General features: G+C 34.6%; 20 protein-coding genes. 11 read left to right on the top strand and 9 right to left on the bottom strand.

Features of this window, described 5'->3' with window-relative positions:
• Positions 1 to 160: 160 nt before the first annotated feature.
• From Q0838_RS09725 to Q0838_RS09710, 4 genes are all read right to left on the bottom strand, one after another.
• Positions 161 to 331, bottom strand: coding sequence for a hypothetical protein (locus Q0838_RS09725; RefSeq protein ID WP_298954152.1), 171 nt, complete (start codon positions 329 to 331; stop codon positions 161 to 163).
• 101 nt (positions 332 to 432) lie between these two features.
• Positions 433 to 2,151, bottom strand: a complete 1,719-nt coding sequence (locus Q0838_RS09720) for an AraC family transcriptional regulator (RefSeq protein WP_298954151.1) — start codon at positions 2,149 to 2,151, stop codon at positions 433 to 435.
• Positions 2,138 to 2,977, bottom strand: a complete 840-nt coding sequence (locus Q0838_RS09715) for a thiopeptide-type bacteriocin biosynthesis protein (RefSeq protein WP_298954149.1) — start codon at positions 2,975 to 2,977, stop codon at positions 2,138 to 2,140. Before Q0838_RS09715 ends, Q0838_RS09720 begins: the two co-directional genes overlap by 14 nt.
• Positions 2,978 to 3,026: 49 nt before the next feature.
• Positions 3,027 to 5,255, bottom strand: a complete 2,229-nt coding sequence (locus Q0838_RS09710; RefSeq protein ID WP_298954147.1) for a lantibiotic dehydratase family protein — start codon at positions 5,253 to 5,255, stop codon at positions 3,027 to 3,029.
• Between the two features lie 512 nt (positions 5,256 to 5,767).
• Here Q0838_RS09710 and Q0838_RS09705 point away from each other — a divergent pair.
• The 11 genes from Q0838_RS09705 (at position 5,768) to truB (ending at position 16,201) form a co-directional block, all read left to right on the top strand.
• On the top strand, positions 5,768 to 7,204 hold the full coding sequence (locus Q0838_RS09705) for a hypothetical protein (RefSeq protein WP_298954145.1): 1,437 nt from the start codon (positions 5,768 to 5,770) through the stop codon (positions 7,202 to 7,204).
• Entirely contained in the window at positions 7,204 to 7,890 is a 687-nt protein-coding gene (locus tag Q0838_RS09700) for a hypothetical protein (protein WP_298954143.1), read from the top strand. The genes Q0838_RS09705 and Q0838_RS09700 overlap by 1 nt, the downstream gene beginning before the upstream one ends.
• Before the next feature lie 102 nt (positions 7,891 to 7,992).
• The gene (locus Q0838_RS09695) at positions 7,993 to 10,185 is read left to right on the top strand and encodes a peptidase domain-containing ABC transporter (RefSeq protein WP_298954141.1); all 2,193 of its coding nucleotides are present in this window, start codon (positions 7,993 to 7,995) and stop codon (positions 10,183 to 10,185) included.
• A 130-nt stretch (positions 10,186 to 10,315) separates the two neighbouring features.
• Complete coding sequence (locus Q0838_RS09690; protein WP_298954139.1) at positions 10,316 to 11,611, top strand: HlyD family efflux transporter periplasmic adaptor subunit; 1,296 nt, start codon at positions 10,316 to 10,318, stop codon at positions 11,609 to 11,611.
• A 64-nt stretch (positions 11,612 to 11,675) separates the two neighbouring features.
• Positions 11,676 to 12,890, top strand: a complete 1,215-nt coding sequence (locus Q0838_RS09685; RefSeq protein WP_298954137.1) for a cysteine desulfurase — start codon at positions 11,676 to 11,678, stop codon at positions 12,888 to 12,890.
• A 27-nt stretch (positions 12,891 to 12,917) separates the two neighbouring features.
• On the top strand, positions 12,918 to 13,322 hold the full coding sequence (locus tag Q0838_RS09680) for an META domain-containing protein (RefSeq protein ID WP_298954135.1): 405 nt from the start codon (positions 12,918 to 12,920) through the stop codon (positions 13,320 to 13,322).
• On the top strand, positions 13,322 to 13,747 hold the full coding sequence (locus tag Q0838_RS09675) for a SufE family protein (protein WP_298954133.1): 426 nt from the start codon (positions 13,322 to 13,324) through the stop codon (positions 13,745 to 13,747). The genes Q0838_RS09680 and Q0838_RS09675 overlap by 1 nt, the downstream gene beginning before the upstream one ends.
• 1 nt (position 13,748) lies before the next feature.
• Entirely contained in the window at positions 13,749 to 14,069 is a 321-nt protein-coding gene (locus Q0838_RS09670; protein WP_104514142.1) for an iron-sulfur cluster assembly protein, read from the top strand.
• 1 nt (position 14,070) lies between these two features.
• Positions 14,071 to 14,580, top strand: coding sequence for a DUF2480 family protein (locus Q0838_RS09665; RefSeq protein ID WP_298954129.1), 510 nt, complete (start codon positions 14,071 to 14,073; stop codon positions 14,578 to 14,580).
• Positions 14,581 to 14,692: 112 nt separating this feature from the next.
• A complete protein-coding gene (locus tag Q0838_RS09660) occupies positions 14,693 to 15,409 on the top strand; it encodes a molecular chaperone DjiA (RefSeq protein WP_298954126.1) in 717 nt (238 codons plus the stop codon).
• A gap of 84 nt (positions 15,410 to 15,493) precedes the next feature.
• Entirely contained in the window at positions 15,494 to 16,201 is a 708-nt protein-coding gene (gene truB / locus Q0838_RS09655) for a tRNA pseudouridine(55) synthase TruB (RefSeq protein ID WP_298954121.1), read from the top strand.
• Here the strand turns inward: truB and Q0838_RS09650 are convergent.
• The 5 genes from Q0838_RS09650 to Q0838_RS09630 all read right to left on the bottom strand — a co-directional run bounded on the left by Q0838_RS09650 (position 16,198) and on the right by Q0838_RS09630 (position 23,091).
• Positions 16,198 to 16,671 (bottom strand): LEA type 2 family protein, encoded by a 474-nt coding sequence (locus Q0838_RS09650; protein ID WP_298954118.1) that lies wholly within the window; start codon positions 16,669 to 16,671, stop codon positions 16,198 to 16,200. The two genes, truB and Q0838_RS09650, sit on opposite strands and share 4 nt — an antisense overlap.
• Positions 16,672 to 16,781: 110 nt before the next feature.
• Positions 16,782 to 17,732: an ABC transporter ATP-binding protein gene (locus tag Q0838_RS09645; protein ID WP_298954116.1), complete on the bottom strand. Its 951-nt coding sequence runs from the start codon at positions 17,730 to 17,732 to the stop codon at positions 16,782 to 16,784.
• Between the two features lie 134 nt (positions 17,733 to 17,866).
• The gene (locus Q0838_RS09640; protein WP_298954114.1) at positions 17,867 to 19,405 is read right to left on the bottom strand and encodes a choice-of-anchor I family protein; all 1,539 of its coding nucleotides are present in this window, start codon (positions 19,403 to 19,405) and stop codon (positions 17,867 to 17,869) included.
• Between the two features lie 216 nt (positions 19,406 to 19,621).
• Positions 19,622 to 21,784: a prolyl oligopeptidase family serine peptidase gene (locus Q0838_RS09635; protein WP_298954111.1), complete on the bottom strand. Its 2,163-nt coding sequence runs from the start codon at positions 21,782 to 21,784 to the stop codon at positions 19,622 to 19,624.
• Between the two features lie 2 nt (positions 21,785 to 21,786).
• Positions 21,787 to 23,091, bottom strand: coding sequence for a T9SS type A sorting domain-containing protein (locus Q0838_RS09630; protein ID WP_298954108.1), 1,305 nt, complete (start codon positions 23,089 to 23,091; stop codon positions 21,787 to 21,789).
• Between the last annotated feature and the right edge of the window lie 50 nt (positions 23,092 to 23,141).

The following is a 23,141-nucleotide window of genomic DNA, read 5'->3' as shown; positions in this document are numbered from 1 at the left end:
GGATCTGTAGGATGTTTTAGTTCTACAGGAAATACAAAAGAAAATCAATAAAAGTAAAATTTTATATTTCATAAGACTATTATCTTAGTATTTAATTATAAGAAAAAACACCTGTAAAAAGGTGTTTTGTTGCTCTACAATTATGCAATAGGTATAAAAACTAACCCCTATTAACGCAAAGTACAGAAAAAGTATTTTTAAGGTTAGGCTCTTCAATACCTTGTTTGTCTTTAGTGCCCGTGCCGTCTTCCTTAACACCTCCTACGATATTTGATAAGAGATTTAACTTACTAATTTGAAATTTATCGATTTTCAATTTGCTCTTTTTCATTAAAATAAAATTTATTTGTTACACTGCAAAGGAAATATAATTCTTCGATTTAGATTCGTCTAATACAGCAGTTTTACTCGGAATTCTTGAATATGGTGTAATTATTTTTGGATTTTATTGAGTTCTCTTAGAAAATACGAAGGCTTTATACCTTTATATTTATAAAAAGCTTTTGAAAAAGATTCTGCATTACTAAAACCAACTTCTGCGGCTAATGCCTTTATCGTAAATTTTCTTAAACTCTTATCTTCTTTTATGGATTTTATGAAATATTGTATTCTTAATTTGCTTAGATAATTTGTAAATGAATCGCCTTTGTATCTATTTATTATTTTAGAAAGATAATTACCATTCGTGTTAAATTCCTTTGCTAAAGAATTTAAGGATATATCAGAATTTAAAAACTTATATTCCTCTTCAAAACTCCCCAACTGGTTCAAAATAGTTTCAATAATATTTGATGAAATATTTAAAGACTTAGTTTTACTCTTTTCTAACTCTGTTATAACTTCTAATTCAGGAATATCTTCATGTATTTTGGAATCACTTAACTCTTTTTGGTTTAGAACTTTAAGTATCTCATTAAACTTATTCCTGTATTGTTTTTTCCTTCTCAATTGTATTACCGAAAATATAATTAATACAATAAGGATGATAACAATTCCTATTATTATTAAACCATAGAAATTCTTGTTTCTATTAATTTGTTTTAAAATTGATTGTTTTTCTTCTTCTAATTTTGGTAAATCATACTTATTTGATAAATTTTTTCTAATATAAATCTCCTCATTTAATAGTTGGTTATTTAATTTGATTAATTGATCTACATATTTTAGTTCTAACTCAAGGTTATTTTTATCCCTATAATAAGTAATAAGCTCTTCATAAGGTTCACGCATTAAAGCAAAAGCTTTTTGATTTACAATAAATAAGCTGTCTACTTTCTGAAAGTACTTTATTGATTTTGCAATATTTCCTAGTTTCTTATAAGCCAAACCACAATAATGATAACTGTAAGTTAAATTATTGATATCATATTTAGATTCAAAATATGGAGAATATTTTTCTAAACTATCAATAGCTTCCTGATATCTCGATAAATGATACAAAGCAACTCCCTGACTCATAGCTGTATACTTAACTCCGAATTCATATTTATTTTCAACCGCAACCTTATGGGCGCGACGATTATAATATGAAGCCGAATCACCGTTTTTCAGATCTCCATGAATGTTAGCAATTGCGATTAAAGACCATATTAAATTACTTGAATCAGCTGCTTTTTCCAGTTTTTTCGAACTATCATATACTTGTCTGTAAAGTGGTAAGGCCTGTTGAGGTTCACCTATGATTCTCTTAATATCTGCAATATCATAAGTCGCTTTGATTAAATAATCTCGATTATTACTTTTTTTTGCATAATCTAAAACGTTAATATAACTATCTAAAGCTTTAGGATAATCGTATTTTTCAAAATAATAATTAGCTTTAATTAAAAACACTTCCATTGGATAATAGGGATGAGTTTTAAATTCTGTTAAAGCAATTACACTATCGCAATATTTTATCTTGACTAAATCATTATGAGATAAGGCTTGCATATGATAGCCATATATTAATAAATCTTCTCTTTTATTATCTTTTGATATTTTTATTAATTGTTTAGAATTTATATTTCTCGCAGAATCTGTTTTAGAATCCCTTGTTTTTATTACTATATTTAATAACTCGTCAGTAAGTTTTTTATTATCCTGCTGTCCTACAACAGTAAAACAAAACAAACAAAATAAAGCAATCAACACTCTCCTACAACTTTCCATACCGCGCCATTTTAGATTTATTCATTTTATTTAAGAAATCATAGAGCATCATCTCGTGCAATCGTTGTTGAGATTTGAAAGTGCGATTGATGGTCATGTGGATAAAACTAGCCAATAAATTTTCTTTAGAGACTTCCAGTTGCCGTTTTTCTTCTAAATGCAGTAGTTCCTGAATAATGGTGCACATTAGATCGTTTTTTGTTAACCCTCGCCTACTTTTTTTGAATAATAAAGATTCTAAACCTTTGTATTTTTGATTCAGTTGCTTGTTTGCTTCTTTCTTAATATCAAACTCTTCTTTAAACTGGATTTGCATGCGGTCTAGAAAAGCGAGCTGCTCTTCAGCGTGTAGCTCAAATTGAGAAATGAGAAAAGAAACCCAATGAAAACAATTAATAAATCGACTGGTATCGTCTACAGCATGCTGCATTATTTCTAGTACTTGCTGGCTATCGTAGAAAAATAGTTTTTCACACAATTTGATAGTATTAGGTCCATAACGTTCCAGTTCTCTATTGTATGTAGCGAGTTGCACATCCCATAATTGTCCGTTTTTTATCAACGAATTCATAGCGTCACGCGTAGAAGTCATGATGTGCTGGATGTGGTCTTCACTGGCGTATTTGAAACGCACTCTTAGATGTGGATCTGGATCTGCGTAGCGTATAAAAAACCACTGTTCTATGCAGTTCTCTCTCCATAAGTACATGGTTAATGGCTGGATTACTTGGAGCAATACATCGTCTGCAGTTTTTGTGCCGCAGTAGATTTTGTAGTACAACCAGGTGTCGCCTATGGAGAATGTTCTTTGTACTTCTTTAATCATTAATAGGTTTTAGGGTGTTTGTTTATTCCGCTTTCGCGAAAGCGGAACCTCAATTATCATTATTTATAACATCTAACTTCTCCTTATTATAAAAAGCAACTACTACCTGGTTGCAATAGGGATTACCGTCAACATCCTTTATCAAAGTCTTATCACTAAATAGAAATTCTTCTAGAATGAATTGTGACTTGTTCTTAATCGTGTGGAGCAACATATGAAGCGAGGTCGTATTAGTTAAACAAATCAATAGTTTATTATCGCCTTCTACAAGCTCCACTACATCTGGAATTTGTAAGGACGCTCGCCATTTTTGCACCTCATCAAATACATTTGAGGCTACTATAAGCTTCTTAAAATCGGCTGTTTTAATATTCCATCGTGCCTTTGAAAAAATAAGATTCCTAAAAATGACTCTCGGTAAAAAAGCCTGTCTTAAATGTAGGGTATTCCATTGAAAACCTATCCAAGAGCGTTCTCTTTGCGATTGCATTTCACATAAAAACTGATACATAGGCACTTTGCTTTGTGAATAATTATGAGCATTGCCTAATCGTGGAAGGACTTCTTTGTTGAGCTTTTTTGATCGCAGATGAATTTCTCCATGTCGCACTGAAATCATAATGTCGTCCACCGGAATCTGCTTTTCTTGATGGAGACTGGAGTATCCTATATAAGGGATTTCATATTCTCGTAAATGAGAACGTTGTAGTATGTTTCCCGTTCTTGCTTCTGGAAGATGTACGATCTCTGCCAGGATTTTATCTTTATTTATAGTGGCCTCAATGGATGCGATATTCTTGACGTGCTCTTCCAGTTGAGGATCACCATAACTGAATCTCCCTAATAAATTCATGGCACTGCTTCCTCCAGCACCTTTAATAAACAACCTATCTTGATCGTAGAGTTCTACCATGGCAGAGAGTGTATCGGGCAAATCCTTATAATCAAGTGGGAATTCTTTAAAATCTGCTTCTTGTAATTCTATGGTATAATCTTTATCAGCTATGGCACTAAGTAACTTTTCCTGTAGCACTTGATCTACATCTGTCCAGATAATGCGCTCATATCTCTTTTTACCACCGTTACTTAATGCTAGGTCTTCCAGAAGAGAGCTGGTATCTTGATTTTTTGCGCCATAACCTATTCCTGTTTCTGTATCTAAGGCAAAATGCAGTGGCACTTCAGCATCTTCAAAACGTTTTGTAAAGGCTTTTTTAAACTCCTCTTGTCGCCCATCACCAGTAGGTAAGGTCAATTTATTAAACAACACAAAAGCTTTTTGCAATTGCTGTTTTATCTCATGACTCAACGTATTTTCTGTAGCGGTAGAAAAACAGTCGGTTTGAAAAAGAAATTTGGCATCTAGCTCTGGGACAAATTCTCTTGCTCGTTCGATGATTTTTTTATAAACCTCTACATCATTTCCTATAGCATGATCTAGTTTTAATAATGCTTGTTGAAGTTGGATGAGATGATTATATAAGGCACCGCAATCTGGCCATTGTTCTAATTTATCTAATAGATTTGTAAAATAATCGTTGCCGGTAACGGTTATTTCTAATTCTGATAACAACAGCTGATTTTCAATCAATTCTTCTATAAATTCTGTCGCTTCCTCTAGGGTTATTTCATCGTCTAGGAGTAAAGTGGCTAGCTCTTTTATGCTAGCACCTTTTGCAGCACTTTTTAATATAAGATCTATAGCGTCAGACTGCATGATACCTTCTAGCGCATAACTTCTTCTTTTGTTTTCTATGCTGTATTCTATATAACGGTAGTGGTCGTTGATTTTATATAAGCTTGTATTAGTATAAAAAAGCAACTGCGTCCTGAGGTTTGCCTCTTTTACTATCACTTGCAGGAGTTGTGTTAAAAAGGTAGTATCAAATCTGGTATACCTCTTATAATCTTGCTGATGATGTAATTGAACAGCAGTTTCATCTGTAAAACTACCAGCACTACAGGTAGCAAATAATCCAAAAGGCGTACAACGTGTCGTTATTCTAGTGGCATATTTAAGAACGGCATATTGCAGTCGTTCTATTTTTTTAGGATCTTTTATAAATCCTTTTTCCCATTTTAAAATTTGAGCATATAACTCTGGAGAGGCGAGATAGATTCCTTCTCTTAATAATGAATTCTCTAGTACATTTTGAAAATCATTATTTGATAAGGCTTCTTTATTTAAAACTCTTTTATAAAAATCAAGAGATAATAATGGTGTTCTTAAAGCAAAATGATCTAGGATATCGTAAGAATTTTTATGCTTTTGAGTCAAGTTTTAGATGTTTAAGTCTACAAATGTAATAAATTCATCAAGAATCCCTTAACAAGATATAAGCATTTTATAATTAATTGTTTAAGATGTTTTAAGCTACTAGAAATTTATGAAAATAGACTCGTTTTTCATGAATCTAGACCAGTAGCGCTTGTTTTTAACTTGTAATACTTACTACTTTTACACTGTCCTTAATGGCCAACTTTTAATAGGAGTATTTAAAATGGAATTATTAAGGACTTTAATATAAATTATAGAATAAAAACCGTGACATAGATTTGAAAACATTTTAAAAAGAGAAAGCCTCTACAAGGTAAAGGCTCTCACAGGTCTCGCTAAAAACCAAAACAACCGAAGTTGTTATATCATGTAAATATAAATAAAATACTTGATATACTACTAGGCTGTTTTGAAGAGTGTGCAGCTTATACACTTTAAAAAGCCGTGGTTACCGAAAAACGTATAGAGTAGGTGTTTTATTTAAATGACTTATTATGAAAAAAATCTTATTTTTGGGGTTAAGTCTATTATTCTTGATTTCATGTGAAACCGAAGAAGTAGAAAACCCTGTTCCCGACACTTTAAATTTTAACCTCGATGCTTATTTGTTGTCTGGTAAACTTGAAAATGAACCTAAAGAACAAATGCGTAATGCTATTTTAGAGCTAACAAACCTGTCAAAGAAAGCGTTTCTAATACCAGATGTAGCCGCTGAAGTGGGATCCATCGTAAAAAGTGAATTTTATATAGATCACGTTGTGGATTTAAAAGATTTATTAAATCCAGAAACTAGTTTAGCTTATAAGTATACACCTGTAGACCCAAGCATCAAAGGATCATTTAAAGAATTTTATGATAATGAAGTTAAATCAAATAAATCTCTATATCTTAATTTGACGGCATTAGTAGAAAATGGCGAAAATTTATACCAGAAAAACTCTAGCACCGATTTTTATAGTCAAGCCTCTTTGACATACTATCTCCCTTATGATGAAAATGATAACGATATCGCATTTGATACCACTACAGTTCCAACCCTTGTGCCAGCAGTAATAGATGCTGATAATGGCCTAGGTCAATCTTATCGAGGGAATCAATGGAATGAAGTGGTATCAAACGATGAAAAAGCATCGTTGGAATACACACTTATTATCGGTCCGAATTTTGACGATTGTTCTGGTTTAGCATTCGCTCCAAATCCTAGGATAGCAGTTGTGGAGGAAATCGATTCAGGCTGTGACAATATAAATTCAGGTGGTTCTTCTGGTGGATCATCCGGCGGAAGTGGAAACACTACTCCTTCAAACATCTACACAGGAGACTGTAATTATTTGAAACCTGGAGGAACTTATATACGACAAGTATATGTAGGAAGAGCAAAAAACACAAATGGAACTCAGTTTGATAAATATGTGTCTTTCACAGGAAATGGTGGTGGATCAGAAATTAGATATTGTAGAGCAGACAGTCAGCAAGCTATTGATATTGACAGCTTAGGGAACTACACTACAACACAATGGGACACAAGAGTTTCTCAATACTGGTCTAGAAAGCAAATAAGAAAAGAAAACGTAAGGAAAGTAAGTGCATTATGGGATCAAAATTGGGAATGTGAAGGTACACATGAACAATTATTTGTAATTTACGAAGAAGATAATGAAGGAGATTTAGTAATTGATCAAGATTTATCCTTTGATTTGGCAGACGATACTTATAGTGCTGATATTGATGTAACTATCCAAAATAGGAGTAAAGACGATGCAATTATTATGAGAAAAAGAGAGCGTGTTGAGTTTTTTGCAACTAATTTATTAGATCAAGGTGGAGGATGCTTTGTAGGTAATGGATCTTTTAATGACCGCTGTTGGGGAATCTATGATGGCGGTGCAGATATGGCTTATACCATGTATCATAGATGGGTTTTTGTAGGTGATAATACTGGATTATAATGAAGAAACTGACTTTACTTTTAATGATTCTATCCTCTATTGCATTTGCGCAAAATAACAATGATAGTTTTCCTAGATATCAATTGTCTGTATCTTATGGTCCTCAATACAACAATTTTGTTGATTATGATCAAGAGCTTGTGACAGCTCAAGATTATATAATACCACTAGAAGGGTTTGCAGGTGAAGATGCCCTTTTACAGAAAAGAGAGGTTGGAACTTATTTCAATGTTTCATTCAGCATAAGGATAGGTGGTAAAAATTATTTAGAAGTAGGTCACTCAAGAACTCTAAACCAAGGTACTTATAACGGAATCGTTTTTTTTCCTAATGGTACCGAAGTAAGTATTAGAGATTTTCAATTGAGACATAGAAATCATTTTTATAAATTAGGCTTTAAACGTTATTTCAATGATAATTTTTCAGCTCATATTGGTATTGGTCAACTAAACGATCAAAGGTCTGTTATTAATATTTTTCCAGATGCTGGAACTGTTCAAATTGCAGAAAGAAATTACGAAAACAGTAATTCAGCTGAAGGTATTGCTTATTTGGGACTTGAGTACGATGTATATTCTAATGGTAATTTTACTTTTGGAGTTAAAAGTACAGCCTATGCTATTATAACGGCAGGAATAGAATTAGAAACATTTAGTTTTACGCCATCTTTAAGATTTAATTTTTAAAACAATGATTTTCTCAATAAAACTGAGGTTGCTTATTTAAGCAATCTCAGTTTATTATATTTTTGACTGTTAAGTATTTTACACTAGCAACAATATTAAATTTTGATCAACTTCCCACACTATAAACAAGCTGACTTTAAAGACTGCGGTCCAACTTGTTTAAAGATTATCGCACGGCATTACAAACAGTCCATAGATATACAGCGCTTAAGAACGCTGTCTGAAACTATAAGAACTGGCAGTAACTTACAAGGAGTAAGCAATGCGGCTGAGTCGATAGGTTTCCGTTCTTTAGGAGTGAAAATCGATGCTCAGAAACTGGAAGAAACACCATTGCCTTGCATCCTTCACTGGAACGGTAATCATTATGTAGTACTTTATAAAGTAAAAAAAAGCATTTACTATATTTCAGATCCTGCACACGGTCTTTTAAAATACAAGGAACGAGAATTTTTAGACCACTGGATAGGAAAAGAAGCCACCAAAACTACAGAAGAAGGAATTGCACTTCTTCTCGAGCCTACACCATCTTTATACGATCAAGAGAATCAAGATGAGGAGAAAAAGGAATTCGGTTTCTCGATACTGACTCGCTATATATTCAAATACAAAAAGTACTTGTGGCAACTGGTTTTAGGGCTTATAGCAGCTAGTCTTTTACAACTCATTTTTCCCTTTCTTACCCAAAGTATCGTAGATATAGGTATCAAGAATCAAGATGTGCAATTTATTTATTTGGTTCTTTTTGCGCAGCTAGGAGTCTTCTTAGGTCGTACTTCCATTCAAATCATAAGAAGTTGGATTTTATTACATCTCAGTACACGAATCAATATATCGCTAGTATCTGACTTTTTTATCAAATTGATGAAATTACCTATTGCCTTTTTTGATTCTAAAGTTACAGGAGACCTATTGCAGCGTATTAATGATCATAAAAGAATAGAACGTATTCTTACTACGTCATCATTAGATGTGTTCTTTTCAATGGTAAATCTCATCGTTTTTTCTGCGGTGTTGCTATATTATAACGTGAGTATATTTGGCGTTTTTGCTATAGGTAGTATCTTGTATTTTCTATGGATTGTTATTTTTCTAAAAAAACGAAAAGACCTCGATTATAAACGTTTTGCCCAAGTAAGCCAGGAACAAAGCAAAGTGATCGAAATTATTAATGGCATGCAGGATATTAAACTGCATAATGCTGAAAAACGCAAACGCTGGAACTGGGAATTTACACAAGCACGACTATATAAGGTAGCTGTAGAAGGTCTAGCTCTAGAACAATACCAGTCTGTAGGCTCTGGATTTATAAATGAGTTGAAGAATATTATTATTACCGTATTGTCTGCGACGCTGGTTATTTCTGGAGATATAACTTTGGGTATGATGCTAGCGATAAGCTACATCGTCGGCCAGCTTAATGCTCCAATAGGTCAGCTCATAGGTTTTATAAAAGAATGGCAAGATGCTAAAATCTCTCTAGAACGACTAGCAGAAATCCATAATAAAGAAAATGAGGAATCTGATCATACCCAAAAAATAAGCGACTATTCTATAGATGATGCCATACATATAGAGAATTTATCTTATAGATATGTGGGAAGTGAGCAATTAGTTTTAGAAGATTTGAATTTAATCATTCCAGCAAATAAAATTACAGCTGTAGTAGGTATAAGCGGTAGCGGTAAAACTACGTTGATGAAAATGCTGCTTAAATTCTACGATCCCATAGATGGAATAATTAAAGTCGGACAGCATAATTTGAAGAATATTTCACAAAGTGCCTGGCGAGGCAGTTGTGGTGTGGTCATGCAAGAAGGTTATATTTTTAATGACAGTATCGCACATAACATTGCCGTAGGCGATGACTATATAGATAAGAAAAAGCTAGCTCATGCCATTGATGTGGCAAACATCAAAGAATATATAGAATCCTTACCACTTTCCTACAATACCCAAATAGGAATGGAAGGCATAGGTTTGAGTACAGGACAGAAACAACGATTGTTAATCGCAAGAGCAGTTTATAAAAATCCAGACTTCCTATTTTTTGATGAAGCGACTAGTGCGTTAGATGCGAATAATGAAAAAGTTATTATGAATAAACTCAATACTTTTTTCAAAAACAAAACCGTCATGGTTATCGCACATCGATTAAGCACCGTAAAAAATGCAGATCAAATCGTAGTCCTTGATCAAGGTAAAATAATAGAACAAGGAAATCATGAGAGTTTGATTGACGCTCGAGGCAATTATTATAATTTGGTTAAAAATCAGTTGGAATTAGGAAACTAGTAGAATATTGAAATAATAGTTAGGACATCATAGGACTTCAGAGTTATGAAGTTGTGAGATGAATTAAAGCAAAGCCGTTATACAACGCCTTGACAAATTAAAAAAGATTTAAGTAGTTACGGAAAATATTATGTCAGATCAACTAAAAGAAATAAAATTGCGTAGTGAAGAAGTACAAGAGATTCTCACTAAAGTGCCTCATAGTATTATACGCTATGGGAATATGGCTTTTTTATTGATCATTCTCTTGCTATTATTCTTGTCATGGTTTGTAAAATATCCTGATATTATTGTGTCTCAAGGAATTATTACGACAGCGATACCACCACAAAAAGAATATTCTAAGATTACGGCTACTATTAAACATTTATTAGTGAAAAATGATCAAAAAGTACAAAAGGGAGATGTGCTAGCTGTTTTACAAAATGCTGCAAATTATGAAGATGTACTGTTATTAGAAAAAGTCCTTGATACCATCTCTTATAATAAAGAGAACTTTGTTTTTCCTGTAGATAGTTTACCCATTTTATTTTTGGGTGATTTAGAAATTCCGTTTTCTGTTTTTGAAAATGCTTACATTCAATACCAGCTCAATAAAGAATTACTTCCTTTTGATAATGAGTCTCTAGCAAACCGCTCTACACAAAAACAATTAAAAATTCAGTTGAGAAATATGCTTTTGCGAAAGCGGATACAACAAACAGAATTAGACTTTAAAAAGAAAGAATTAGACCGCAATAAAACCCTGTTTGAAAAAGGAGTGATCGCTGCACAAGAATATGAATTAAAACAGCTGGAATATGCACAAGACGAGCGTTCTTACCAAAGTATGGATGCCTCTATATCGCAACTGCGCAATCAATTAAGCAATACGTCCAGTTCTTTACAAGGAATAAAAATCAATAGATCAAAAGAAAATTTACAGCTCTATAAAACATTAATCCACTCTTTTACACAACTCAAAAAAGCAGTAAATGATTATGAGCAGCTTTATATTTTAAGAGCTACAACAAATGGTCGGTTAGGATTTACCCAATACTGGCAGGTAGAACAACAAGTGCAACAAGGAGATTTGTTATTCACTGTTTTTCCAGAAGATTATGGTTCTTATATTGCAAGCCTAAAAACACCTATATTAAATTCTGGGAAATTGAAATCTAAACAAAGAACTTTTCTAAAACTTCAGAATTTTCCAGAAGCAGAATTTGGCGTTCTTGAAGGAAAAGTGAATACTATTTCACAAGTACCAGATAAAGAAGGTTTTTATTATGTACAAATATCCTTACCAGATTCTTTAGTCACCTCCTACAAGAAAAAAATAAAATTGCAACAAGAAACTAGTGTGATCGCAGAAACTGTAACCGAAGATTTAAGACTTATCGATCGTTTCTTTTATCAGTTTAAGGAGGTGTTTTCTAGATCTTAATTCGATCTTCTAATAATTTCTTAAATCTATTAAGGTTCTAAGTCCGCATCGTACCTTTGCAAGTATGCTAGACATCAAGAAAATAAGAGCCGACTTTCCTATCCTAAACCGCAAGGTAAATGGGCATTCATTAATCTACTTTGATAATGCTGCGACTTCACAAAAACCACAACAGGTTATTGATAAAATCGTTGAGTATTATACATTATATAATGCAAATATACACCGTGGTGTACACGCATTAAGTCAGGAAGCAACAGATTTATTTGAAGAAAGCCGCGAGAAAGTAAGAGCCTTTTTTAATATCGCTCATACTAAGCAAGTCATCTTTACTTCAGGTAACACACATTCTATAAATGCTGTAGCAAACGGTGCTCATGCTTTTGTAAAGAAAGGAGATGAAGTCATCCTTAGTGCTGTAGAACATCATTCTAATATCGTCCCATGGCAAATGTTGTGTGAACGTGTAGGAGCAACTATAAAAATTATACCTGTACTAGATAATGGAGAGCTAGACATGGCAACTTACCATCAGTTACTTAATGCTAAAACAGCTTTTGTAGTTGTAAATCACATTTCTAATGCGCTAGGAGTTACTAATCCAGTTAAAGAAATTATAGATGCAGCACACCAGCATGGAGCAATGACACTTATCGATGGTGCACAATCTTGTGGCCACATGAAAATAGATGTACAAGCCCTCAATGCAGATTTCTACACCATGGCCGGTCACAAAATGTGTGGCCCTACAGGAATAGGTATTTTATACGGTAAAGAAGACGCTTTAAATGCATTGCCTCCATATCAAGGTGGTGGCGAGATGATAGACCAAGTAAGTTTTGAAAAAACTACCTATGCAGGTTTACCACATAAATTTGAAGCAGGAACACCTAACATAGCTGGTGGTATTGCTTTAGGCGCAGCTATAGATTACCTTAATGAAATAGGTATGGATGACATCGCTGCCTATGAAAATGAGTTGCTTATTTATGGAACAGAGCAAATTAAAACCATTCCTGGAGCAAAGATCTATGGAGATGTAACTGACAAAGCTGCTGTAATAAGTTTTAACGTTGCCAGCCTACATCCTTATGACATAGGTACCATAGTAGATAAACTAGGTGTTGCTGTAAGAACTGGACATCACTGTGCGCAACCAGTTATGGAACGTTATCAAGTACCTGGAACCATAAGAGCTAGTTTTGCATTTTACAATACCAAAGAAGAAATAGATGTTATGGTACAAGCTTTGCAGCGTGCTGTAAATATGTTATCTTAACTTTTAAGATACTTTAAAACAAAATATATGAAACTGACAACGGTAATACTCGTTTTAATGACATTTATGGTTACCAGCTGTAAAGATATAAATGCCATTAATGGCGATTATGATATAACAATGGTAGGTAGCAACGACTACACTGCGCACGATGTTAGCATGACTATAGAAATGGGACAAGAAAACAAGATTTCTGGTAAATCTGCTTGTAATCAATACTTCGGTACTTTTAAAAACCCTGAAGATAATCAAGTAGAAATGGGAATGATGGCAGGCACAAAAATGTACTGTAAAGAAACTGCAGCCGTAGAAAAAGATTATTTAAATCATCTATCTCTAGTAACAGCTGTAAATAAAACTAAAACTGGACTGGATCTACTTAACAAAGATGGAGAGGTAATCATAGTTGCAGTAAAAAAACAAACTAAGTAATGGCAAGTATTCAAGAAATACAAGAAGAAATCGTAGAAGACTTTTCTATGTTTGACGACTGGATGCAGCGTTATGAATATATGATCGATTTAGGAAAAAGTCTTCCATTAATAGATGAGAGTCTTAAGACTGAAGACCGTATCATTAAAGGCTGCCAGTCCAAAGTATGGGTAAACGCAGAGCTTGTAGACAGTAAAATCGCATTTACTGCAGACAGTGATGCTATTATCACAAAAGGTATTATCGCCATTCTTATAAGAGCATGGTCGGGACAGAAACCTGCAGATATTATTGATGCAAACACAGATTTCATAGATGAAATAGGACTTAAAGAACACCTTTCTCCTACACGTGCAAATGGTCTCGTGTCTATGATAAAACAATTAAAAATGTATGCGGTTGCATATCAAACTCAAGTAAATTAAGATGGAAGAAGTAAACGGACAAGAACTAGGAGAGAAAGTAGTAAAAGTACTTAAAACTATATATGATCCAGAAATACCTGTAGATATCTATGAACTAGGTTTGATCTATGACGTTATGGTAAGCAGCGATGCCGAAGTTAAAATACTCATGACTCTAACATCTCCTAACTGCCCAGTAGCCGAAACGTTACCAGTAGAAATAGAAGAAAAAGTAAAGTCACTTAAAGAGGTAACTGATGCTGAGGTAGAGATCACTTTTGATCCACCATGGAGCAAAGAATTGATGAGTGAAGAGGCAAAACTTGAATTAGGAATGCTTTAAAATGCAAGAAGAAATCATTAATCGCGTAGCAAACTCTAAGTTAAAGAACTTTGACTTAGAAGATTTCTACGCGCCAGGTTCTCGTACAGTTATTGATATTTCTCAATGGCTGTTAGAAGGTATGGTTTTAATAGAATCCCGCTTTCGCGAAAGCTTAAACACAACAGACTTTACCGTTTATAATGAACATTACGTAGCTATAAACTGTAGTACAGACGCTATTGTACCACAGTGGGCATGGATGTTAGTGCAAAGTCATTTACAGGGAATCGCAAAGAAAGTAGTTTATGGCTCACTAGAACAGTTAGAAACTGAAATTTACAGAGAGGTGATTCAAAACCTAGATGTGAGTGAATATAAGGACATACCGGTTATAGTAAAAGGTTGCTCTAATAAACCTGTTCCTGTTGCTGCCTATGGTATGATTACTGAAAAGTTACAGACCGTTGCTCGTTCTATTATGTATGGTGAGGCCTGCTCTTCTGTACCAGTTTATAAACGTAAAAAATAACTGCGATAGCCATTTTGTCACGCTATATTAGAGATTAGTTAATGGCACATTCCTTGAAAAACTTTTCCTAGAATCGTGAGTATTCTCGTAATTACAACCAGCAACCTACCCTATGCAATTTTTAAGCTATATCGCTATATTTTTTGTTCTCAGATGGCTTTACAACACCTTTTTAAGTGATGGAAACTCTTCTCAAAGAAGAACAACTTATTCCAGCAATCCATACCAAAGAAGCACTACGGTAAGTCCGCAAGATTTTGAATTGAACTTACTTTCTTTAACCTCGCTAGTCATTAAGGCAGATGGCAAGGTAACACAAACCGAGCTGGATTATGTGCGACAGTACTTTGTGAGTTCCTATGGTAAAGAAAGGGCAAATGCCATTTTTAGAGTATTTAACGATGTTGTTAAAAAACGAGAAGTAAGTGCTGCTAGAATATGTAACTACCTCAACGCAAGAACTAGATATGAGTCTAGATTACAAATTCTTCATTTCTTATTCGGTATTGCACAGGCAGACGGTCATGTAAGCGCAGACGAGATACGCGTCATACAACAAATAGCTGGTCATTTAAGACTTACAGAACGGGATTTTATTTCTATAAAAGCGATGTTTGTTCAGGATCAAGATAACGCGTACAAGATTCTAGAAATAGACAAATCTGTACCAGATCATGAGGTAAAAAAAGCCTACAGGACTATGGCAAAAAAATACCATCCAGATAAGTTAATGGACATGGATGAGGCTTACCGCAAAGGTGCTGGAGAAAAATTTAGCAAGGTACAAGACGCTTATGAAACCATACGTAAAGAGCGTGGCATGAGTTAAGTTTTAGTTTAAAATTTACTTAAATCATAAATCAAATGCCTAGTCTAATCCTTTTTCATTACAAATTTCTTTCCTTTGCAACCTATGCAAGATCTAGATAATCCATATTTAAAAGGCCAAGTATTATTAATCGATAAACCACTAGAATGGTCTTCTTTTCAGGTGGTCAACAAGTTGCGCTGGTTGATAAGAAAAGAATATAAGATTAAGAAAATAAAAGTAGGTCATGCAGGTACATTAGACCCACTAGCAAGTGGGCTTCTTATTATCTGTACAGGTAAAGAAACTAAGAACATAAACACTTACCAGGCACAAGAAAAAGAATATACCGGTACGATAACACTAGGTAGTACCAGACCTAGTTATGATATGGAAACTGAGATAGATCAAACCTTTCCAATAGATCAACTTACTGACGAGTTAATTAAAGAAACTACCGCACAATTTACTGGAGAGATTCAGCAAAAACCGCCTATTTTCTCTGCTATTAAAAAGGATGGAAAACGTCTTTATGAACTAGCACGCGCTGGAGAAACCACAGAGATAGCCTCTAGAGCTGTTACCATTCACGAATTTGAAATCACAAGAATTGATTTGCCCGAAGTAGATTTTAGAATCTCCTGTAGTAAAGGAACTTATATCAGGTCTATAGCACATGACTTTGGTGCTGCGTTAAATAATGGTGGTCATTTATCTGCCCTTAGAAGAACAGCCATAGGTAATTATCGAGTAGAAAATGCGATGACTATAGAAGGTTTTGAAGAGCTAGTTAAAACAGATGCTGCAGTCTAGAAATTAAATTTTACGGGAACACTTAAACTGTCCACCACTGGTACAGTAAAATTAACCGCTCCTTTCCCTACTTTTATACTACCATGATACTTTACGTCTACCTTTTGACTTGCAAGTATTTGTAATGCTGCTCCTAGAAATCCTTTTCCTTTCTCTCCATAAACTTCTTTAGGATTAATAGAAGTGCGTATAGGGAATTCAAATTGGGCATTTGCTGGCATGACTACATCTTCTTGCTGGTTTACAGTCGCTGTTTTCTTACCGTTTATATAAACGTCAAAGTCTGCCTCTTTAAGATTAAGACCGACACTGTTAGGATTAAAAAGCACACAAGTAGCAACTATATCTAACTGACTAGCCGTTGCTTTTTCTAACTGAGCATCTTTAATCTCTACAAAGACTATGTCTTCATAAGGATTACCACAAGAACTTAGAAATATAAAAACTAGAAGAATAAAAAGCTTTTTCATGGAGAGATATTTGTGCAAAGATAGAAAGATGTAAAGATTTTGAATTAATAATCAATCGAGATAGAACGAGCCAATCTCTGATAAATTTAGAACAAGCTAATAGTTTAAATTCAATTTCTGAGAGCCAAATTTTCTGGGAAGACATTTAAAAACAACTCCTTTTCATTTGAAATAGCTTTTTTTGATTTAAAAAACACTTGTTTTCCTTCTTTTTGAGCAAGTATAAGAAAATCTGCACCTTGAAAAAAGGACTGTTGCACCTCAACCTTGAAACCTGTTTCAGATATTTTTAATTGATGCGGATATAAAATTAAATCCTTTTCAGAATTCAACCATTCTTTAGGTAACAGGTTTACCTCGTCAAACAAAGATGCCGTATAAACACTTAATGGTTTTTCATACACTTGTGCGGTAGTCCTATAATCAATTATGGCACCTTCTTGCATGATAACCGTTTTATCACAAAATGAAAGTACATCGTCACTATCGTGAGTAGCAACGAGACAACTGATATTATTAACCGTTAAGTAATCAAACAATTTCCTACGTAGAGCGTTTTTTCTAAAATTATCAATATGTGAAAAAGGTTCATCTAATAATAATAGTTGAGGCTCTTGAGCAAGTGCTTTTGCTATCGCTACACGTTGTTTCTGTCCACCAGAGAGAGTTTTTACCTTACGATCTTTAAGGTCGCTCATATCTACTACATCGAGTAATTCTAGAATGCGACTTACTCGATCATCTTTTTGTAAAGAAAGGTGTTCTCCCACGTTCTCAAATACAGTAGTAAAAGGCATGAGGTCAAATTCTTGCGGCACGTACTTCATCATGGGATGTCCTGGGACAAGATGATGGTCTGCCCCTAATAATTCATCATCACTCCATTTTACTACACCGCTTTTTGCCTGCAATAAACCATAGGTTATGTCTAGCAAAGTACTTTTTCCACAACCGCTCTCTCCTATTACTGCAACGTGTGTTCCTTGCTCTATTTCTAGAGATATGTTTTTTAATGTTTCCGCTTTCGCGAAAGCGAAACTAATATCAATCAATTGCAACATAAAACAAAGATAACTACCGATAATAGAGATCTTGCTAATATTCTATAAAAAGAACTAGACGATTTTATGAAAACGGAAAGCATAAAAAAACCCATGTCGTGTGACATGGGTTATATTAACATTATATGGAGTAATTAATCGGTAACCATATTCTGGTATATATTAACCGTACCACTGTCTTCATTACTTACTATTAAAAGTGCTTTATCGTTACCGCTATCTTCTCGTGGTATCATTACCAGACTTTCTGGAGCCTCATCTCCCATAGCTTGTAACCATGTTAAAAACACAGGGTTGCTAGGGTTAGTTACATCATATAATAAGACACCGTCTGTGCGTTCCATAGCTACTGCCAGTATAAAACGATTAGATACAGGAGTGGTTTTTTCTACACTACTTTTAATCTCTAAGATGGCAACCGCTTCTGGCTCTGCACCCTTATCATCACTACGTCCATCTTCATCATTAAATCTAGCTGGGTTAATGGCTAGTGTATTTTCTGCAATACTATTACCGCTATCATAAACTAGATCTCCATTAGTATTCCAGAAACTGAAACTACGACCTCCATAACCATAAATTACGTCATAATCACCGTCATTATCTACATCACCATTTGCAGTAGTGATTTTTAGGCGACCTATGTTTTCATCTTCTTGTAACATTACTGCATTAGGAAAAGCAGTTGGGTCTAGAGTGATATCTTTAAGACGTTCTTCTTCAGAATAACCATCATAATCACGAGCGTCACCTTCATTTGCAGTAACGATTAATTCTAATCCATTAATATTTGCAATATCCATACCGTCTGGATGATAATAAGATAGTACCGGCCAGTTTTTTAATTCAGTAACATTATCTCTATCGCTAGCATCTAGGGAATTTAAAGGCTGGCTATAATCTTTAGTCCCATATGCTTTAATAAAATTAATTGTAGCGGTTTCTAGGTTAACACTCATAAGAGCATTGTTTTCCTGACAGGTTACAAAAGCTGTTGTGCCATCTTGAGATACTACTATATATTCTGGTTCTAGATCTTGTGCTACACTTGCTCCTGGGCCAAAAATCCTAACACCTTCTGCTTTTAAACTGGTCTCCTGACTGTTTAAAACTGAAAAATCTACTAGTTGTACGTTACCACTTACAACGTTAATAATCCCTACGGTACCTTCTGGATCCATAGTATAATCGTCATTAGGTTCTCCCTCACAAGCAACCACTATTTTAGAATTATCTGGTGTAAAAGTAACCATGTCTGGCAACGCACCTACGGGATAGGTATTTAGTAAATTTTGCGTAGCAATATCATAGGTAGCTACTGTACCATTAAGCTGTTTATTATCATTTTCTAAAGCGATTGCAATAATGCCATCTCCTACAGCTACACTGTTAGGCGTGCCAGATGTTAATGATATAGCTGGTTGTTCTAGAGGTATACTGGGATCTGTAAGGTCATAAATGCTTACTTGATTAACGTCTGCATTAATGACAAAAAGTTTTTTACTTACTTTATCATAAGCACTTATTTCTGCACTTCCTTCACCTCCTACTTGTATGGTTGCAGCTCTTTGAAAATTCACTTCGGTAGACTGACTGATTAACGTCACACTGTCGTCATCTTCTTTACAACTTAATAATGCTAACGCGCAAAACGCATAAATAACTTTTTTCATTTCTTGGTTTATTAGGTAACTACAAAGAACAACTACATTTGTAATAAAGGAGTTAACGCAGTTTTACGAGATCATTTTTGTTATGTTAATTAATTGTAACTTGGGTATGGATGGTTGTTATTCCGCTTTAGCGAAAGCGGTATGTTTACAAATATTGAGACAAAAGAAAACCCATGTCTTTCAACATGGGTTTTCTAAATTCTATACTACGTACACTTACATTTTTACTTGAGATTTTACCTCTGGTAATGTTTCATATCCCATGTTGTATAATCCAAATCCGTAAATATCGGTCCATTCCTGGATCTGTTGCTCTGTAGATTTTCCTGCGCCGTGACCAGCGTCGGTTTCTATTCTAATTAAAGTAGGAGCGTCACCAGCTTGTTTTTCTTGTAACTCTGCAGCAAACTTGAAAGAGTGTGCTGGAACAACTCTGTCATCATGGTCTCCTGTGGTAACCATAGTTGCCGGATAAGAAACACCTTCTTTAATATTATGAAGTGGAGAATATCCTTTAAGGTATTCAAACATTTCTGGATTATCCTGAGCAGTTCCATAATCGTATGCCCAACCAGCACCTGCTGTGAATTTATTATAACGCAACATATCTAGAACTCCTACTGCAGGAAAAGCAACTCCTGCTAGGTCTGGACGTTGTGTCATAGTAGCTCCTACTAACAAACCACCATTAGAACCACCTTGAATAGCAAGGTGTTTTGTGTCTGTATATTTATTTTCTTTGAGCCATTCTCCTGCGGCTATAAAATCGTCAAATACGTTTTGTTTTTGCATTTTAGTCCCTTGGTCGTGCCATTTCTTACCGTACTCTCCACCACCACGTAGGTTTGCAACGGCATAAACGCCACCCATTTCCATCCATGCGGCTCTAGTAACTGAAAAACCAGGATTAAGAGAAACATTAAAGCCGCCATAACCATATAGAATGGTTGGGTTTTTACCGTCTAAAACCATTCCTTTTTTATAAGATATGATCATAGGTATTTTTGTACCATCTTTAGATGCATAGAAAACTTGTTTACTCTCAAAGTGGTCGCTATTGAACTTAATTTCTGGCTTGCGATATAACTCTGATGTCCCTTTTTCTATGTTGTATAAATAAGTACTACCTGGAGTGGTATAGTTAGTAAAGCTATAATATAAAGTTGCGTCTTTTTCTTTTGCTCCAAAACCACCTACGTTACCTATTCCTGGTAGTTTTACTTCTCTTACTAGCGTACCATCATAACGGTATTGCTTTACTTGAGAAACTGCATCTACCATATATTCTGTAAAAATATACCCACCAGCAGTAGATGGAGATAGTACATGCTCTGTTTCTGCTATGACATCTTTCCAAGTGTCCTGAGTAGGATTTGAAAAATCTGTCATTACTATTCTTTTATTAGGTGCGTTGTAGTCGGTAACTAGCCAGAGTTTTGTCCCTTCATTATGAAGTAAGTACGTGTTAGTATCAAAGTTATCTACCACAGCAACTAGAGGAGCATTAGGTTTATTTAATTCTTGCATCCACATTTTACCACCATTTGTAGAGGTGCTACCAGAAATGACTAAGAATTTTTGATCTATTGTAACGCCACCGCCTACGTATCTGTATTTCTGGTCTGGTGTACCACCGAATATGACTATGTCTTCACTTTGTGGAGTTCCTAATTTATGATAGTATAACTTATGCTGGTCTGTCATAGCACTTAACTCACTACCATCTGGTTTATCATAACTAGAATAGAAGAAACCGTCATTTCCTTTCCATGACATACCTGAGAATTTTACATCTATGATGGTATCTCCTACTTGCTTCATGGACTTTACATCCATAACAATTACTTTTCTCCAGTCGCTACCGCCTTCACTTATAGAATAGGCAAATAAAGAACCGTCTTTTGTAAAACTCGTACCACCTAAAGAAGTGGTCCCTTTTTCACTAAATGTATTAGGATCTAGAAATACTTCAGCAGTTTCTGGATCGCTATCTTTCTTATACCTGTAAATGACATACTGATTTTGTAAACCATCATTCTTATAGAAATAAGCATAATCTCCTTCTATAAATGGAGCGCCTACTTTTTCATAATTCCACAGCTCAGTAAGTCTTTCTTTAATCTCGTCCCTATATTTAATTTGAGATAAGAATCCTTGAGTAGTTTTATTTTGATCTTTTACCCAGTTACCAGTTTCTTCACTACGGTCATCTTCTAACCATCTATAAGGGTCTGCTACTTCTGTACCGTGATATACGTCTACGGTATCCACCTTTTTAGTTTGCGGATAAGTCATTGCCATACTTTTTTGTTCTTTCTTTTCTTCTTCACAAGAGATTAACGTTGCTAGAGCCATTGCTCCATAAAGCCATTTTTTCATAACTATTGTTTTATAAATTTAGAAGTTCTTTTACCTAAATCTGTAGTGATTTGAGCTAAATAGATTCCAGACTTCAATTGATTAGTGTTTATGATAGCACTTGTAGAGGTAGTTATCAGACGACCATGTAAATCATATATATCAGTACTTAATATATTTTGATCTGTGGTGATTTCTAGCTGTTCTTGAACAGTATTATGAACTAAAATCAAGTCAAATCTATCTTCTATAGAATTTTCACTCAAGACATTTTCTGTGTAAATAAATACACCTTGACTAGTAGTTGCGTTACTAAAACTACCGCTATAACCTACTGTGGTATTAAAAAAGACATTATCCACATGTTGATCTGTATCGATATTAATCCATGTAACACCATCATCACGAGAGTAAGAACTACCAGCAAAACTCACTTCTCCTCCTGTACTTACCATACTAGTAGTATTAGGGATGTATGTAATAGCACCGCCATAAGGTGCACCGGTACCTGATAAAACTATAGTACTCCAGTTTGCTCCTGCATCTGTAGATCGATATAAATTTCCTGAATTATCTTGGATAACACCTCTAGTTGCAGTGGCAAAAGAAATATCTCCAAAAATAGTTGTCCCACCAAAATTGCTCAATGGAGATTGATACACACTCCAGCTCACACCTCTATCTGCAGAATGAACGATACGTCCTGCACTGGTGGTAAACCATATACTATTTCCTGAATAGGCAAATTGTGCTAAAAATCCTGTCTCATTACTTAATGGACTAGGTAAACTTGAAGAAGGTATCCTGGTATATGTGGCACCTCCATCATTAGAGCGATAAATCTCCCAATATCCATTTGCTGGATCTCCTATAGCAAGACCGTTATTTGCGTCAAAATAATGAACTACATTAGGAAAACTCGTAGCAGAATTAAAAGCTGCGCCAGTCTGTTGGGTCCATGTGATACCTGCGTCTATAGTTTTCCAAATACCACCTTGTTGTCTTGCCTGCCTAGGGTGAGCAGCTACAAAAGCTGTAGTACCATCTACACCACTCACATCAGAAATACCTAAACCAGTATCTCCTAGGTCAAAGGAACCTGCAGTCCAGGTACTACCAGAGTCCTCTGTTTTAGAAAACTGTTGTACATTATTTATAGTATTCACACCATCATAAGCAATAGCCCATGCTACATTTTCATCTACTACATGGAATCTATTTAAGCCAATAAGGTTATTTGTGAATCCAGAAGACTTTTCTGTCCAGAATTGTGCATGGACTACAAAACAAGAGGATACTAAAAAACCAGTGAGCATTTTTTTAAACATAACTTATAATGATTTAGACACGTAAAGTTAGATAAAAATAATCACTGGCT

Origin of the sequence: uncultured Nonlabens sp., assembly GCF_947495285.1 — a bacterium.
Lineage (GTDB): Bacteria > Bacteroidota > Bacteroidia > Flavobacteriales > Flavobacteriaceae > Nonlabens.
Note: the sequence above shows the minus strand (reverse complement) of the source record. Positions and strands in the feature narration are given on the sequence as shown.

Excerpts from the sequence above, each read along its gene's own strand:
- Q0838_RS09725 (WP_298954152.1), bottom strand. The coding sequence starts at position 331 with ATGAAAAAGAGCAAATTGAAAATCGATAAATTTCAAATTAGTAAGTTA.
- Q0838_RS09720 (WP_298954151.1), bottom strand. The coding sequence starts at position 2,151 with ATGGAAAGTTGTAGGAGAGTGTTGATTGCTTTATTTTGTTTGTTTTGT.
- Q0838_RS09715 (WP_298954149.1), bottom strand. The coding sequence starts at position 2,977 with ATGATTAAAGAAGTACAAAGAACATTCTCCATAGGCGACACCTGGTTG.
- Q0838_RS09700 (WP_298954143.1), top strand. The coding sequence starts at position 7,204 with ATGAAGAAACTGACTTTACTTTTAATGATTCTATCCTCTATTGCATTT.
- Q0838_RS09690 (WP_298954139.1), top strand. The coding sequence starts at position 10,316 with ATGTCAGATCAACTAAAAGAAATAAAATTGCGTAGTGAAGAAGTACAA.
- Q0838_RS09685 (WP_298954137.1), top strand. The coding sequence starts at position 11,676 with ATGCTAGACATCAAGAAAATAAGAGCCGACTTTCCTATCCTAAACCGC.
- Q0838_RS09680 (WP_298954135.1), top strand. The coding sequence starts at position 12,918 with ATGAAACTGACAACGGTAATACTCGTTTTAATGACATTTATGGTTACC.
- Q0838_RS09675 (WP_298954133.1), top strand. The coding sequence starts at position 13,322 with ATGGCAAGTATTCAAGAAATACAAGAAGAAATCGTAGAAGACTTTTCT.
- Q0838_RS09670 (WP_104514142.1), top strand. The coding sequence starts at position 13,749 with ATGGAAGAAGTAAACGGACAAGAACTAGGAGAGAAAGTAGTAAAAGTA.
- Q0838_RS09665 (WP_298954129.1), top strand. The coding sequence starts at position 14,071 with ATGCAAGAAGAAATCATTAATCGCGTAGCAAACTCTAAGTTAAAGAAC.
- Q0838_RS09660 (WP_298954126.1), top strand. The coding sequence starts at position 14,693 with ATGCAATTTTTAAGCTATATCGCTATATTTTTTGTTCTCAGATGGCTT.
- truB (WP_298954121.1), top strand. The coding sequence starts at position 15,494 with ATGCAAGATCTAGATAATCCATATTTAAAAGGCCAAGTATTATTAATC.
- Q0838_RS09650 (WP_298954118.1), bottom strand. The coding sequence starts at position 16,671 with ATGAAAAAGCTTTTTATTCTTCTAGTTTTTATATTTCTAAGTTCTTGT.
- Q0838_RS09645 (WP_298954116.1), bottom strand. The coding sequence starts at position 17,732 with ATGTTGCAATTGATTGATATTAGTTTCGCTTTCGCGAAAGCGGAAACA.
- Q0838_RS09640 (WP_298954114.1), bottom strand. The coding sequence starts at position 19,405 with ATGAAAAAAGTTATTTATGCGTTTTGCGCGTTAGCATTATTAAGTTGT.
- Q0838_RS09635 (WP_298954111.1), bottom strand. The coding sequence starts at position 21,784 with ATGAAAAAATGGCTTTATGGAGCAATGGCTCTAGCAACGTTAATCTCT.
- Q0838_RS09630 (WP_298954108.1), bottom strand. The coding sequence starts at position 23,091 with ATGTTTAAAAAAATGCTCACTGGTTTTTTAGTATCCTCTTGTTTTGTA.